The organism is Larkinella insperata, from assembly GCF_026248825.1.
GTDB lineage: Bacteria > Bacteroidota > Bacteroidia > Cytophagales > Spirosomataceae > Larkinella > Larkinella insperata.
Genome location: NZ_CP110973.1, coordinates 5,732,347 through 5,746,969, shown reverse-complemented (window position 1 = coordinate 5,746,969; position 14,623 = coordinate 5,732,347). Strand labels below are relative to the sequence as shown.

Annotated in this window: 12 protein-coding genes; 6 read left to right on the top strand and 6 right to left on the bottom strand. The window is 53.8% G+C overall.

The annotated features are described in order from the left end of the window. Positions 1-53 precede the first annotated feature (53 nt). On the bottom strand, positions 54-3,083 hold the full coding sequence (locus tag OQ371_RS23070) for a PAS domain-containing protein (RefSeq protein WP_265990690.1): 3,030 nt from the start codon (positions 3,081-3,083) through the stop codon (positions 54-56). 66 nt (positions 3,084-3,149) lie between these two features. Continuing rightward, positions 3,150-4,721: a serine hydrolase domain-containing protein gene (locus OQ371_RS23065; protein WP_265990689.1), complete on the bottom strand. Its 1,572-nt coding sequence runs from the start codon at positions 4,719-4,721 to the stop codon at positions 3,150-3,152. 99 nt (positions 4,722-4,820) lie between these two features. On the opposite strand from OQ371_RS23065, the gene OQ371_RS23060 reads away from it, so the two are divergent. From OQ371_RS23060 to OQ371_RS23040, 5 genes are all read left to right on the top strand, one after another. Then, a complete protein-coding gene (locus tag OQ371_RS23060) occupies positions 4,821-7,019 on the top strand; it encodes a B12-binding domain-containing radical SAM protein (RefSeq protein ID WP_265990688.1) in 2,199 nt (732 codons plus the stop codon). Between the two features lie 261 nt (positions 7,020-7,280). Continuing rightward, positions 7,281-7,502, top strand: coding sequence for a VF530 family protein (locus OQ371_RS23055; protein WP_265990687.1), 222 nt, complete (start codon positions 7,281-7,283; stop codon positions 7,500-7,502). 48 nt (positions 7,503-7,550) lie between these two features. Next, positions 7,551-8,474 carry a glycoside hydrolase family protein gene (locus OQ371_RS23050; protein WP_265990686.1) on the top strand — a complete coding sequence of 308 codons (924 nt, stop codon included), beginning with the start codon at positions 7,551-7,553 and terminating at the stop codon, positions 8,472-8,474. Between the two features lie 145 nt (positions 8,475-8,619). Next, positions 8,620-9,267, top strand: a complete 648-nt coding sequence (locus OQ371_RS23045; RefSeq protein WP_265990685.1) for a hypothetical protein — start codon at positions 8,620-8,622, stop codon at positions 9,265-9,267. Positions 9,268-9,405: 138 nt separating this feature from the next. Next, entirely contained in the window at positions 9,406-10,401 is a 996-nt protein-coding gene (locus OQ371_RS23040) for a glycoside hydrolase family 43 protein (protein WP_265990684.1), read from the top strand. A gap of 13 nt (positions 10,402-10,414) precedes the next feature. On the opposite strand, the gene OQ371_RS23035 is transcribed toward OQ371_RS23040, so the two are convergent. From OQ371_RS23035 to OQ371_RS23020, 4 genes are all read right to left on the bottom strand, one after another. After that, positions 10,415-11,578: an MFS transporter gene (locus OQ371_RS23035; RefSeq protein WP_265990683.1), complete on the bottom strand. Its 1,164-nt coding sequence runs from the start codon at positions 11,576-11,578 to the stop codon at positions 10,415-10,417. 127 nt (positions 11,579-11,705) lie between these two features. Further along, positions 11,706-12,404, bottom strand: coding sequence for a DsbA family oxidoreductase (locus tag OQ371_RS23030; protein ID WP_265990682.1), 699 nt, complete (start codon positions 12,402-12,404; stop codon positions 11,706-11,708). Between the two features lie 139 nt (positions 12,405-12,543). Next, positions 12,544-12,855, bottom strand: coding sequence for a hypothetical protein (locus OQ371_RS23025; RefSeq protein WP_265990681.1), 312 nt, complete (start codon positions 12,853-12,855; stop codon positions 12,544-12,546). 41 nt (positions 12,856-12,896) lie between these two features. After that, entirely contained in the window at positions 12,897-13,226 is a 330-nt protein-coding gene (locus OQ371_RS23020) for a hypothetical protein (RefSeq protein WP_265990680.1), read from the bottom strand. Positions 13,227-13,546: 320 nt separating this feature from the next. Between OQ371_RS23020 and OQ371_RS23015 the strand changes: the two genes are divergently transcribed. Further along, a complete protein-coding gene (locus tag OQ371_RS23015; RefSeq protein ID WP_265990679.1) occupies positions 13,547-14,563 on the top strand; it encodes a LacI family DNA-binding transcriptional regulator in 1,017 nt (338 codons plus the stop codon). Positions 14,564-14,623 lie beyond the last annotated feature (60 nt).

Here is a 14,623-nt window from a genome sequence, read left to right as displayed (position 1 = left end):
TGAAATACGGTGGTTCAAGCTTAAATTCAACAGGATGTGCGCCATTTAGCCGCTCAGACAGGTAGATAAATTGTAAAAGAAGCACCCTGGCCGGGAGCGCTCTGGGCGTAAATGTGACCTTTATGGTTTTCAACAATTTTCTTGCATAAGGCCAGTCCAATACCGGTTCCGCTGTATGATTTCTGCCCATTTAAACGGTGGAAGATCGTAAATATCTGGGCCGCGTACTGTTGCTCAAAGCCAATGCCGTTGTCTTTGAAAACTACTTTAAGATAAGTCCTGTCCGGATTTAATTCGGGGTGCATTTTCGCACTTTCCGGGGGCAGTATTTCTGAAAATAGTTGGATGATAGGTGCCCGCTCTGAAAATTTAAGTGAGTTTCCAATCAGATTAGAAAACAATTGATTCAACTGAAGTGGAATGGCCTTAATAACCGGTAATTCAGGGTAAATAATGAGGGCTCCTTTCTGCTCAATCAAAAGTTCAAAGTCCGTTTTAATGTTTTCGATAATCTGACCTAAATCCGTTTCAACGAATTGTTCGTCGGTTCGGGATAGGCGCGAATAATTCAGCACATCCCGGATTAACGTCGACATCCGCTGGGCCGATGAATTAACCTTCTGCAGCAGAATGGTTGTTTTTTCTCTATCCATCGTACTGTCCTGGAGCAATTCGGTAAAGGTCTGAATCTTGCGAAGTGGCTCCTGTAAATCATGGCTGGCGATGTACGCGAACTGCTCCAGCTCGTGGTTGGTGCGCATCAGCTCCCGGTTGGTGTTCTGAAGTTCCAGGGTCCGTTCGGCAACCCGTTTTTCCAGTTCCTCAGCGGTGTCCTCCAGATTCTTTCGGGCTTCCACCTGCTGGGTAATGTCAAGGGCCGTGCCCAGTAACCGCGCTGGTTTCTGATTGGCATCGAAGATCATCTTACCCACCACCCGAATCCAATGAACCGACTCGTCGGGCCAGAGCAGCCGGGCTTCGTACAGCAGGCGGCCCGTGATCAGCATGGCTTCGTGGGCCGTGGCTCGAATGGATTTATCGTCGGGATGGATAACACCGCTAAACTCTTTTTGCGGGTGCGGCTGGCCGGGAGCCAGCCCGAAAATAGTGGACAGCCGTTCGTTGTGAATAAACACCTGCGTGGCCAGATTCCAGTCGTACGTTCCCATTTCGGCGGCTTCAATGGCCAGCCGCGACCGCTGCTCGGCTTCGTTGATTAGAATTCGGGCCGTTACTTTTTCGGTAACATTACTGATCGTAACCATGATCCCGGACACGCTGCCGTCGGTTTCAAACAAGGGCGAGTACTCAACATCCAGGTAAAACGTGTTCATACCCTCCTTCGAGTTGACGTAGGCCAGTGCCTCTTTTTCGCTGTAGGCAATACCTGTCTGCAGAACAGAAGCCAGCAGTTTGGGGTATTGCTGATCGTTCAGTTCCGGAAAAATGGTCAGCAGCTTTTTGCCCTGTACTTCAGATAATTCGCGCTTCCAGATTGTTTTAAGCAGCGTCTCATTGGCAACTTCAATGATGTGCTCCGGCCCCCGGAAAATAGCCATTGAAATGGGCGACTTAATAACCAGATTTCGGAACTGACGTTCGCTTTCCTCAATAGCGTGTCGGGATTTTACCAGGGAAGTGACTTCGGTGGCGATCACGATAATGCCGCTGACTGATTGATCGGCTTCCCGAAGCGGCTGGTAAACAAAATTGAAATAAACAATCTCTTCTTTGCCGAACCGGTGGAGGGTAACCGGAAATTCATTGCCGGAAAAAGCTTCGTTGGTTTCCACGACATGCTTCAGGAGCTCAAAAATACCCTGATTCTGTAACTCCGGCAAAGCCTCCAGAATGGGCTTCCCAACTACCTCCTGCTGACTTTTATCAACCAACAACAGGTAAGTTGCGTTGGCGGCTTCGAAAACAAACTGCTCCCCCTGCAAAACGGCAATACCGACGGGAGCCTGTTCGATGATGCTGCGAACGTGCTCTTCGGCCTGCTGCCGGCTTTGGGCAACCTGAAGCTGGGCCTTCCGGTCAATCTCTGCCACCTCGATGGCCCGTTTGAGCTCGGATTCGTAGGCGTCAAGGGTGCCAATCGCAGTGCCAATCTGAACACCGGCCAGGTCCAGAAAATTGCGGTAGGCGTCGTCAAAGTCCCGGTGCGGACTCAGGCCGACGATCAAGATTCCCACGGGTTTATCCGGTCCGGTTTTCTGGACCGGCAGAACATACGCCCGGTCGGGCAGCCGGTTGGTCAGCGATTGAACTAAACCCGTAATCCGTTTTGCCACGCCTTCCACGACCAGCGGCTGCCGGGTTTCGGTAACGGTGTGCAGTTGCCAGAAATTTCCGGCGGTGTCGTGGGCCAACGGAACGGTTTTTTCAAACGGCTGATCGCCCGGCACAATGCCCGACTGGTTGATCAAATGGGCTTTTTCCCCCGTGGAATCAAGCAGATAAAAAGCCGCAAAAGGGATATCTTTAAAGTTTTTACCCAGAAGATCGACAGCTACCTGACCCGCCATCTGAACCGTATTTTCAAGCAGTAAACCACTGTTGAGTTCGTTGATCGTTTGCAAACGCCGTTGCTGCAAAACCCGGGCGGTTTCTTCGTGACAGGCGCAGAACAAGCCGCCGACCTGACCATTTTCGTCGATAATCGGGCTGTACGAAAAATTGAAATAGCCTTCTTCCGGAAATGCTTTGCGTTCCAGCAGCAGCATCAAATCCTGGCCGTAAATCGATTCCTGCTGATCAAAAACCTGATTCTTCATGGGTAACAAACTGCTCTCCCAGATTTCAGACCAGAGCTCGTTGGCCGGTTTGCCCAGAAACGCCGGGTGTTTGTTGCCCATCAGCGGTACGTAGGCGTCGTTGTAGACGGTAATCAACTCCGGACCCCACCAGATAAACATGGGATAGCTGGACCGAAGCACGATGCTGACGGCGGTTTTTAAACTTTGGGGCCATTGCTCGGGCGGACCAAGCGGGGTCGATGACCAGTCGTAGGCCCGCATCAATTTGCCGACTTCACCGCCACCGGAAAGAAAGACAGGTACTGCTCGATCCAGGAAACTCATGTACGTATACGCGCTATGGAATTGTAATTAAATGATCGAACCCTGCTGGCGAAAACGTCCCCCGACTTATTTACTGATTTCTTTAAAATCGAGTTGCTGAATCAGCGCCGGCACCTCGGGCGTCAGCGTAAAGAACACGTCGATGTTGGCTTTTTCGCCTTCCAGCAGAAAATGACCCCGCAACTGATTCTCGGGTACCAGTTCGCCAATGCGCACAATGGTTCCGGCCTTGGCGTACAGGGCCTGGATCCCTTTCCGGCGGTTTTCGAGGGATTGATCCGGGAAGAAGTTCTCCGCAAAAATCGTGCTTTGTTCCGCGTTCGTCCAGTTCGGCAGCAATTGGACCAGCTCCGCCTTGCGTTGCGCCAGGATGCCGGAAACGGGCAGGGCGCGCGGTTTTAAGCCTGCCGTACGAATCAGGGTGTCGAGCACCGCCCAGTTGACCGGCGCCATGCCCGCGTAGGTCAGGTTGCCGTAGGCCACCACCCCAATTCCGTATTCGGGCATGATCCACCACTGGCTGCCAAAACCGGGCAATCCACCGGTATGCCCGACATACACCCGACCTTCACAATCGCGGGTCCAGCGCAGGCCGTAGCCGTAACCGCTGGCCGTCGGACAGGCCCGGCCACTCGGGTATTTGAAGCTGGCCGTCAGGTTGTGAAACGTCCAGGGTTGTTGCATCTCGCGGACCGAGCTCCGTTTAACCGGCCCGGTTTCGGCGTCGCTGCGGGGTGGCCAGGCCGACTCGTGAAAAGCCATGTACTTGCTAAAATCTTCAATCGACGTAATCAATCCGCCCATCGCACCGTGCGAACCGTCGTGCAGCAGCGGTTCTTCCACCCAGCTGTTGTCCAGCCACCGGTACCCGTGCGCCAGCTCGTTGGCCGGAACCTTGGTGTACTCCCAAACCGTGTGCGTCATGCCCAGCGGTTTGAAAATGGCTTCGTTGATGTATTGCTGGTACGGTTTTCCGGAAACTTTGGTAATGATGGCACCGAGCATCGCAAAAGCCAGGTTGCTGTATTCGTACGTTACGCCCGGAGCGTTGGACAGCGAAAGACCGCCCGCGATGAGCTTCGTCAGGTCGGCGGGGCTGTCGGCCAGTTGCCGGTCACCCCAGGGGTTGTCTTCCGGAAATCCGGCGGAATGCGTCATCAGGTGACGAACGGTGATGAGCGGGGAATCGGCCGTCAGGTACCGAAGTTTTTTGAGTTCCGGGATGTAGAGGTGTGCCGGGTCATCGAGCCGCAGTTTGCCTTCGTCGCGCAGTTTCAGAACGGCCATCGTCGTTACACTCTTGGTCATCGACGCAATCCGGAACCCTGATTTCGGCGTCACGGCGGTTTTCTTGGCGACATCCGTGTAGCCAAACCCGCCGGCATGAACTAGTTGCCCGTCGACCACCACGCCAAACGCCAGGCCCGGAAAGTTGTTTTTGAGGGCGTGGTTGCGGTACAGGCTGTCGATGATCGGGAAAACCTGCCTGATTTTTTCCGGCCGCTGCGGGTCGGTAAAAGCCGGGGCTTGGTAAGTTGTCGAGTAGGTCACCGGCAGGCGGTCGTCCGCTGCGGGTTTGGGCTGACCGTGGGCCGCCAGGGCAAGAAGGAGGGCGAGGGGTAGGAGAGGTTTCTTCATGGCTGTATTCAGTTACGCTAAAATAGAGCGCATTTCTGAAAAGAGCTATTTCTGCCAAACAAGAAGTACCTTTGTAGAAAACAAAGCTCCGGCCGACTTTTGGAACCAACGATTCTTTTTATTACTCCGCCTTTCACGCAGCTCAACACGCCGTATCCGGCCACGGCTTACCTGAAAGGGTTCCTCAATACGAAGGGATTCCGCTCGTACCAGGCCGACCTGGGCATTGACGTGATTCTGGAGCTGTTTTCCCGGAAGGGGCTGCGCGAGCTGTTTGCCGAACTCGACGCTTCCGATGCTGAATTGACCGAAAACAGTTTCCGGATTTTCTCGCTCCGTGACGAGTATAGCAGCACCATCGACCCGGTCATCCGGTTTCTCCAAAACAAGAACCCGACACTGGCCCACAGCATTTGCGACCGTTCGTATCTGCCCGAAGCCGGTCGTTTTGCCGAACTCGACGACCTGGAGTGGGCATTCGGCACGATGGGCATCCACGATAAAGCCCGGCACCTGGCCACGCTGTACCTCGAAGACCTGGGCGACCTGATCACCGAAGCCGTCGATCCGCATTTTGGATTCAGCCGTTACGCCGAACGGCTGGGGCGCTCGGCCACGCACTTCGACGAGCTGCACGCGGCTCTGCTGGTCCCCGACACCCGAATTTCGCGGATTTTGACCCGCCAGCTTGAACAACGGATTCAGCAGTGGAAACCGTCGGTCGTGTGCCTGACGGTGCCCTTCCCGGGCAACCTGTACGGGGCGCTCAAGTGCGGGCAATACCTGAAAAAACACCATCCGGACGTGGCCATCATCATGGGCGGAGGTTACGCCAATACGGAGCTGCGTTCCCTGAAAGAACCCCGGGTGTTTGACTACGTCGATTACATTTGCCTCGACGACGGCGAAGCGCCTTTGCTGTCGCTGCTGGATTTTTTAGCCGGAAAGCGCGGGCGCGATGGCCTCAAACGGGTTTATTCCCGTATTGAAGGTGTGGTGACGTACCATAACCAGAACCGCGAGCGCGATATTGCCCAACGCGATACCGGCACGCCCGACTACCGCGATCTGCGGCTGGACGAGTATTTGTCGGTAATTGAGCTGGTCAATCCGATGCACCGGCTTTGGAGCGACGGCCGCTGGAACAAGCTGACCCTGGCGCACGGCTGCTATTGGGGGAAATGCTCGTTTTGCGATATTTCGCTGGATTACATCAAGCGTTACGAACCGCTGACGGCGGCTCTGCTCTGCGACCGCATCGAGGAAATCATTGAGCAGACCGGCCAGAACGGTTTCCATTTCGTGGACGAAGCGGCCCCGCCCGCCCTGATGCGCGATCTGGCGCTGGAAATCATCCGGCGGAAGCTGACGGTGACCTGGTGGACCAACATCCGGTTTGAGAAAAACTTTACGCCCGACCTCTGCCAGTTGTTGAAGGCATCGGGTTGCATTGCGGTGTCGGGCGGTCTGGAGGTGGCATCGGACCGGCTGCTCGAGCGCATGAAAAAAGGAGTGACCGTGGCGCAGGTGGCCCGCGTGGCCGACGGATTTACGCAGGCCGGTATCATGGTTCATGCCTACCTGATGTACGGTTTTCCGACCCAGACGGCCCAGGAAACGATTGATTCGCTGGAAATGGTGCGGCAACTGTTTGAAACCGGGGTGGTGCAGTCGGGTTTCTGGCACCGGTTTGCCATGACCGCCCACAGCCCCGTAGGAATGCATCCGGCGGGTTTTGATGTCATGCGCATTGGTCCCGAAACGGGCTTGTTTGCCGACAATGACCTGGATCACGACGATCCGCTGGGCTGCGATCACGGGCAGTTTTCGGAAGGCTTGCGCAAGTCGCTGTTTAATTACATGCACGGGGTGGGGTTTGAGTTTCCGCTCAAAAGCTGGTTTAATTTCCGGACGCCCCCGACGAGCATTCCACCGAACTACATCGAGAAAAGCATCCGCCAAACATCGGAGGCTGACTTTCGACCCAACGCCGTTGCGATCTGGCTGGGAAGCCGGCCGACGGTTTCGGTGCTGGAAGTGAGGAAGGGTAAAAAAGTTAGTGAGGTAGCCGAGCTGGTTTTTTATTCGAAAAAAAGCGAATGGGCGCTGGAAACCAGTTTGCCGGTGGGGGAGTGGCTGGAAAACGTAATGCCGAAACTGATCATCGGCAGGCACGAACCGTACTCCCTCGGCAGCTTCAAAGAGGACTTCGAAGCCGCCGGTTTGGGGAGTTTCGGAACGTTTATGCAGTCGGCAACCTGGCACAGTTTGCGGCAGAACGGGCTGCTGATCGTCTAAAATCAGTAATCTTTTTTACTGTCGCGTTTGGCCTGCTTATCGGCCCGTTTCTCCTTCAGCGTCTTCGCTGCCTCTTTTTTTGCGCTGCCTTTTGTGGGTGCTTTCTGCTGAGCCATGATAATACGGGTTATGGTTAGGAAGTAAGTTACCGCTTATAAATGAGATAAAGAATAAAACCTGGCATTAAAAGTAGGGTCTTGGCAGAAACGGCCCCGCCCGCAACGCGACCTATTCTATTTATGCCCGATCAAGACCATAGCCATGAACACACCCCAGCCCAATAACCCGCTGCACGGGAAAACCCTGGAGAACATCCTGACGGAACTGGTGGACCGATACGGATGGGAAAAGCTCGGGCAACGCATTCCTATCCGCTGTTTTACCTACGATCCGAGCATCAAGTCGAGCCTGACGTTCCTGCGAAAAACGCCCTGGGCACGTCAGAAAGTGGAAGAACTGTACCTACGAACCATCGCAAAATAACGCCCTGACTGGTGGTTCAGAACGATAAAAGTCCGAACAAAAACCCTTATGAAAAAAGCCCTCCTAACCCTCTTGAGTATCCCCTTTTTTTTCGCCGGAACAGGCTCCGGGAAAAACGATTCTGATCCGGAGTTTCCGGCGGAACTCACCCAGTTCAAACCGTACGCAGGCAACCCGGTTTTTGCGGGAACCGGAGCCGCCACCTGGGACCAGCGCATTCGGGAGCGGGGCTATATTCTGAAGGAAGGGAAAGAGTGGTTTATGTGGTATACGGGGTATCAGAAGGGCGAGGACAACACCAAATACCTCGGATACGCCACCTCAACGGACGGCTTAACCTGGAAACGGTACGAACACAACCCGATTCACAAAGCGCACTGGGTGGAGGATGTATCGGTGCTGAAGGTCGGCAAAACGTACTACATGTTTGCGGAAGGCAAAGACGATATCGCCCACCTGCTCACCTCGACCGACCGCGTCAACTGGCAGGAGCAGGGGCCAATTGTCATTCACTACACCAACGGCAAACCGCTTAGCCAGGGACCGTACGGCACCCCGGCGATCTGGAAAGAAGGCGCAACCTGGTACCTGTTTTACGAACGGAACGATGCCGCCGTCTGGCTGGCAACGTCAAAAGACCTCAAAACCTGGACAAACGTGCAGGATGAACCCGTGCTGAAATGCGGTCCGGAAACGTACGACCAGTTTGCCGTTGCCACCAACCAGATCATCCGGCACAAGGGGCGGTATTATATGTATTACCACGCATCGGCATTCAAGGACTGGCGGGAATGGTCGACCAACATTGCGGTTTCCAACGACCTGATTCACTGGAAGAAGTACGAAAACAACCCCATCCTGGGCAATAATACGTCGAGCGGAGTTGTGGTGCCGGACGGCGGCCAATACCGTCTCTACACCATGCACCCGGAGGTGAAGGTGTTTCTGCCGGCGGGGCAGCCGGCCCACTGAGGTTCGGCCGGGCTGGGAAAAGAAGAGCATAACGGGCCTAACGTAAAGCAGAGTAGTAAAAGGAGTTTGTCGGCTTTAAGGGTTATATTCATGTTCATATTATCAGTTGCCGTAGGATCTTGTGTTGCTCTTAAACTTGAGAAAAATGCTGCACCAGTTCACTAAAGTTGGTCTGGCCAATCTGTTCGGTCTGGGCCTGTCCGTAGCGATCTTTTTTTCCTGCTCCAAACCAGCAAAAGTTGAACCCGAAGTTGTTGTGCCTCCTGCCGAATACGAGCTGAAAGACGTACGGTATTTTCTGGAAGCTGGCGATCGGTTGGATACGGTGATTGTGCAGTTGAAAGGCGTTAGTCTTCAGAATCCCACGCCTACGCTCACGACCCAGCCGTTTGAGGGTCAGTATGATGAACTGGTGAAAACCTCCCGGTTTGAGGTGGACCGGAGCACGCTTCCCCAAGACGTAAAGCTGGACAAAATAGAGGTACGCGTACCGGAACGATGGTATCCGGATGACACCTACGGGTATTTTTCCGAACCGTTTTCTCTCAGTTCCGGCGAGCAGCAAAAACCGTACGGGGTGTATAAAAAGGAGGTAATGGATATTAAAATTCCGCCTAAATCTAAAATTGTTATTGACCGGCAAATTGATGCGCACCACCTGAATTGTTCCTTCACCGGAATTATAGTAAACAAAACTACGGGTCAGCGGTATTCCCTGAAAGGCAAATGGATAGGCATCTTGTCTTACAACAACCTGTCGGTCAGTCTAAACCAATCCGCGTTACCTGAGTAGGGTTCCTGCGGGAGAGAGACAAATCGGTGGGCGCTGGATGAGGCTTCTGATTTTCGAGTTTGTGGAAAGTGCCCGTAAGCGTGAAATAAGGGATCAATGCCTAACTTAGCGGTGTTAATCGTAGTAAAAACGACCTTCATGAAAAAAACGCTTCTGATTGCAGTGCTGCTGAGTTCAACGCTAACGGCTTTTTCACAAACGACTAAAAAATCGAGCCAGAAAACCCTATCCGGTAACCCCGTTTTTCCGGGCTGGTACGCCGACCCTGAGGCCGTGATTTTCGACAAGAAATACTGGATTTACCCAACCTATTCCGCTCCTTACAACCAACAGGTGTTTATGGACGCCTTTTCGTCGCCCGACCTGGTGAACTGGACCAAACACCCGCGCATCATCGACACGACGGCGATCAAGTGGGCCTGGCGGGCCATGTGGGCACCGGCCATCGTCGAGAAAGAGGGCAAGTATTACCTGTTCTTCGGCGCTAATGACATTCAGGACGATAAAAAAGACGTGGGCGGCATCGGCATCGGCGTGGCCGACAGCCCCGCCGGACCGTTCAAAGATTACCTGGGCAAGCCGCTGGTGGACAAGATCATCAACGGTGCGCAGCCCATCGACCAGTATGTTTTCAAGGACAAAGACGGCCAGTATTACCTGATCTACGGCGGCTGGCGGCACTGCAACATCGCCAAACTGAAGGATGACTTTACGGGTTTTGTGCCGTTTCCGGACGGAACGACCTTCAAGGAAATAACGCCCGAGGGCTACGTTGAAGGGCCAATTATGTTTATCCGCAACGGCAAATATTACTTCATGTGGTCGGAGGGGGGCTGGACCGGCCCGAATTACTCCGTCGCCTACGCCGTGGCCGACTCGCCGTTTGGACCGTTTAAGCGCATCGATAAAATTCTGCAGCAGGACCCCACCGTAGCAAGGGGCGCGGGCCACCATTCGGTTATCCAGGTGCCGGGCAAAGATCAGTGGTACATTGTGTACCACCGCCGTCCGTTGACAGAAACCGACGGCAACCACCGCGAAACCTGCATCGACCGGATGGAATTCGACGAAAAAGGCTTGATCAAGCCGGTGAAAATAACCGTGGAAGGCGTGAAGGCTCAGCCGTTGCGCTAACGGTTTTAAGGAGTTAGTTTGGCTCGTCGGGCAGGCGGCTGACGAGCCAGACCATCATCACGCCCAGCAGCGACATCAGGCCGAACGACCACCGCAGGTTGAACGATTCGGCAATGAAGCCCACCACCGGCGGCACAATCAGAAAACCGAAATAGGCAATCGTAGAAACGGCGGCAATGACCGAGCCCGTGCCCGCCAACTTTGACTGACTGGCCAGACTCATCACGAGCGGAACGACGCAGGACGAACCCAGGCCGACCAGAACAAAGCCCAAACCGGCCCCGAAAACCGTCGGCACCCCGACCGCCAGCAAAAGGCCGGTGGTCATGAAAAGGCCGCTGAAAGTCAGAACCGTTTTCTTGCTGAACCGGTTGACCAGCCAGTCGCCGGAAAACCGTCCGAGGGTCATGGCGACCATGAAAACCACAAAACCGGCGGCAATGAGTTCTTTGGGAGCGTGGACCACTTTCTGAAAGTAAATACCGCTCCAGTCGTATAGAATGCCCTCAAAAGCCATCGACGTAAACGACATCATCCCGAATTTGAGCAGCGACCGGTCCGGCAGCACGAAGCCGGTGCGGGCCGTTGATGGCGTGGCAGGTTCGGCAATGGAGTTGGGAAACAAGACGAGGGCGAGGGCCGTCAGGGCAACGCTGACGATGACAAAATGCCAGGCTGGTAAAATGTTGGCCGAAATCATTACCGATCCCAGAGCCGCCCCCGCAAAGCCCGCGATGCTCCAGATGCCGTGAAATGAAGTGAGAATCGACCGCTCGTACAGCGCCTGCACGCCAATCGACTGGGCATTGACGGAAATGCTCAGCTGGTTGCGGGCGGCCCCAAAGCAGAACAACACCACCGCCAGTTGCCAGGTTTGATGGACCTGCCCCAGTACCACCAGAATCACGTTCAGCAACACCGCCCCGACCAGCATCATGATGCGGCTGCTGAACCGGCCAATGAGCGCACCGGTCAGCGGGAGCGTTAGGATGAGGCCCATCGGCAGGGCAAACAAAACCGCACCCAATTCGGCCTCGTTCAGCCGTAACTGGTGTTGCAGCGACGGAATGCGCGAAGCCCAGGTGGCAAAGCCAAAGCCGGAAATAAAGAAAAATCCGGCCACTGACAGCCGGGTTTTTCCGGGTGACTTGGTGGAGGTAGTCAGTCGAACGTTCAAGTTTTTCGAGAGTAAAGAAGGGAGACAAGGGACAAGAGGCAATAGAAAAGAGGTGCTTAGATACGCTCGTGAGCAATCTTTCTCTCTTGTCAATAGTCTCGCTTCTTTCTTCTTTTACAGTCCAAAATTACGCGCAATCGCCGTCCGGTGTGCAGGCCGGTCCCTCATTCGTGACGGGTACGGCGGCATCTTCCCATTCGCCGAAGGATTTGTTCAGCGCACCGAGGAAGGTTTCGGGTGCCTGCGCCCCGGAAACGGCATACTTCTGGTTGAATACAAAAAACGGCACGCCCGTAACCCCGATCTGGCGGGATTCGCTGATGTCCCGTTTCACGTCGGCGGTGTACTGATCGCTGGCGAGCACCTGCTGCACGTCGTCGGCATCCAGGCCAATGTCGGTACCCAGCTTCAGCAGCGTTTGGTGGTCGGCGGTGTTGAGCCCTTCCGTGAAATAGGCTTTAAAAAGCTGCTCTTCCATCGCGTCGCCTTTACCGTGCTTTTTGGCCAGCTGCACGAGCCGGTGGGCGTTGAACGAATTGGCCACCACGGCTTTGTCGAAGTCGTAGTGCAGGCCCACTTCCGCGGCCATGTTCGTCACATAGTCGTTCATCTGCCGGGCGTAGCCAATGGTCCAGCCTTTGGTTTCAGCCAAGTATTCAGAAATATTCTTGTCCGGCTGCGTTTCCATGGCCGGATTGAGCTGGAAGCTTTTCCAGACGACCTCGATGGCGTCTTTGTGGGGAAACTGCTCCAAGGCAGCTTCGAATTTACGCTTGCCGATGTAGCAAAACGGACACATCACGTCCGACCAGATTTCAACTTTCATTTTTGTACGGTCTTTTTCCAAAAATCGGGATTCAGCCCAACCAACGGACAAACGTCGTCCGTTTGCCGCGTTCGTGTTGGTACTTCCATAAGGATTTGAATTCTGATTTGGTTCAGGCCGTTGGCTGACTTTCGGGTTGTCAGGCAAAAAAGCTGGGGCGCCGAAAACGGTCGGCTGGGTGCCAGCTGGCGTCACGACGGCGCAGGGCCTGGGCAATCGAGATGATTTCGTTCCCCTGACTGCCCTGTTCGCTGATCGAAGCCTGGTCCATGTGCTGCTGGTAGCTGGGCGTCCACTCGAATAATTCGGTTTTGGAGTCAAAAATACCGATGGGCGTCCGGCGCGCGTCGTTGGCCAGGATCTGCAAGGTGGTGCGGGCTTCGGCCTGGGTGTCCCGCCCGATGTGGTGATACTGACCTTTGAATTGATATAAAACTGAAAAACGGTTCATAATTTGATGCTTTTAGAGTGGTTGATACGCCAGATAAATCGTTAAGAATTTGCCCGCAACGCCCGGAAGCGGTTGATGCCAATCTCGGTTTTGCGATTTTCGGATTGCGCAGCAAGCGCGTTGTTCTGGGCTCTCAGCCGGGTAATTTCCTTGGTTAGTCCGTCAACCTGCTGTTGCAGTGTAGTCAGTTGTTCCTGCGTCGCCTGGGCATTGAGTGCCCGGCGGTTTTCCGGTAGCCAGTTGCCGCCAAAAGGCGTTGCCTGCCGGCTCAGCGATTCAAACACCCCGTCGTGCCGGTCGATGAAGGACAGCAGCGAAGCGAAAAAGGGCGTTTTGGATGACTTGTTTTTAGTATTCAGATTCTGTGTCATTGTCTGTTGTTATTTTTTGAATTTCCAAAGAGCCTGGTGGGGCGGTTAGCCTGCTCTCCGGTTAGCTACGGCATTTTACCACGCCAGTAGCTGTTCTATTCGAACACAAAAGTACAGAAATTGGTTTAAACGTTTAAATTAAAAAAGTGCAATTAAGTTGAATTTCTTTAGAAATTATCTTATTAATGTTCAAATAGTACCATGTAAATAGTATTATTTATATAGAAATGTCGAAGTGTGCTATTTGAAAAATTAAATACCGGAACTAATTAATTTAAACGTTTAAATCAATAATTGACTTTTTCCTATATTTGCCCGGTATGGCAAAGAAGACTTCGTTAAAGGATATTGCGCAGGAAGTGGGGGTTTCAACGGCGTTGGTATCCTACGTGCTGAATAATAAAAAGGAAAACAAGATCAGTAAGCAGGTCGCTCAGAAGATCAGGGCGGTGGCCAAAGCACTGAATTACCGGCCCAACCAGATCGCCAAAAGCCTGAAGACCAACAAGACGTTCACCCTCGGGCTGGTCGTTGCGGATATCTCCAATCCTTTTTCTTCCTCGCTCACCCGCATCATCGAAGACGAAGCCGATCAGCAGCAGTATACGGTTCTGGTGGGCAGCTCGGACGAGCAGCCGCAGAAAGCCCGAAAACTCATCGAGACGCTCCTGAACCGGCAGGTCGACGGGCTGCTGATTGTACCCACGGAGGGCATGGAAAAACAACTGGCCGACCTGCAAAAGCAAGGCGTTCCGTTTGTCCTGATCGACCGGTATTTTCCCGATCTGAAAACCAATTACGTTGCGCTGGACAATTACGGCGCCATTTACAAAGCCACCCAGCACCTGATCGACTCGGGCTACCGGCGCATTGGAATGATCACATTTCAAACCACGCTGTATACCATCACCGAGCGGAAGCGGGGGTATCTGGAGGCTCTGAAAGCCAACAACATTACTTTCTCGAAAAGCTGGCTGAAAGAAGTCCGGCGCGCTACCTACAAAACCGATATTGAAAAAGCCGTCCGGGAGTTGTTGGGGGGCAAAAATCCCGTTGAGGCCATTCTGTTTGCTTCCAACACCCTGGCCCTCTTCGGCTTGAAGCCCATCAAAGAACTCCAGAAGCGCGTGCCGGACGACGTTGCCATCATCACCCTCGATCAGGCCGACGCTTATGACCTGTTTCACACCCCAGTGACGTACATCCGTCAACCGTTACCCGAGATGGGGCAGCTGGCCACCCGGATTCTGCTGGAAAGCATCCCCAAAAACAACGCCATCACCCAAACCAATCTGGACGGCGAACTGGTCATTCGGGCTTCCACCCGGTCCACTTAACGCTTCGTTTTTGAGTCTGGCGATCAGAAACTCACGTCTTTGAATGCTTTTTTGTACATT

What these genes read in the sequence shown, in the direction of transcription:
- OQ371_RS23070 (WP_265990690.1), bottom strand. Translation starts at nt 3,083, where the DNA reads ATGAGTTTCCTGGATCGAGCAGTACCTGTCTTTCTTTCCGGTGGCGGT.
- OQ371_RS23065 (WP_265990689.1), bottom strand. Translation starts at nt 4,721, where the DNA reads ATGAAGAAACCTCTCCTACCCCTCGCCCTCCTTCTTGCCCTGGCGGCC.
- OQ371_RS23055 (WP_265990687.1), top strand. Translation starts at nt 7,281, where the DNA reads ATGAACACACCCCAGCCCAATAACCCGCTGCACGGGAAAACCCTGGAG.
- OQ371_RS23050 (WP_265990686.1), top strand. Translation starts at nt 7,551, where the DNA reads ATGAAAAAAGCCCTCCTAACCCTCTTGAGTATCCCCTTTTTTTTCGCC.
- OQ371_RS23045 (WP_265990685.1), top strand. Translation starts at nt 8,620, where the DNA reads ATGCTGCACCAGTTCACTAAAGTTGGTCTGGCCAATCTGTTCGGTCTG.
- OQ371_RS23040 (WP_265990684.1), top strand. Translation starts at nt 9,406, where the DNA reads ATGAAAAAAACGCTTCTGATTGCAGTGCTGCTGAGTTCAACGCTAACG.
- OQ371_RS23030 (WP_265990682.1), bottom strand. Translation starts at nt 12,404, where the DNA reads ATGAAAGTTGAAATCTGGTCGGACGTGATGTGTCCGTTTTGCTACATC.
- OQ371_RS23025 (WP_265990681.1), bottom strand. Translation starts at nt 12,855, where the DNA reads ATGAACCGTTTTTCAGTTTTATATCAATTCAAAGGTCAGTATCACCAC.
- OQ371_RS23020 (WP_265990680.1), bottom strand. Translation starts at nt 13,226, where the DNA reads ATGACACAGAATCTGAATACTAAAAACAAGTCATCCAAAACGCCCTTT.
- OQ371_RS23015 (WP_265990679.1), top strand. Translation starts at nt 13,547, where the DNA reads ATGGCAAAGAAGACTTCGTTAAAGGATATTGCGCAGGAAGTGGGGGTT.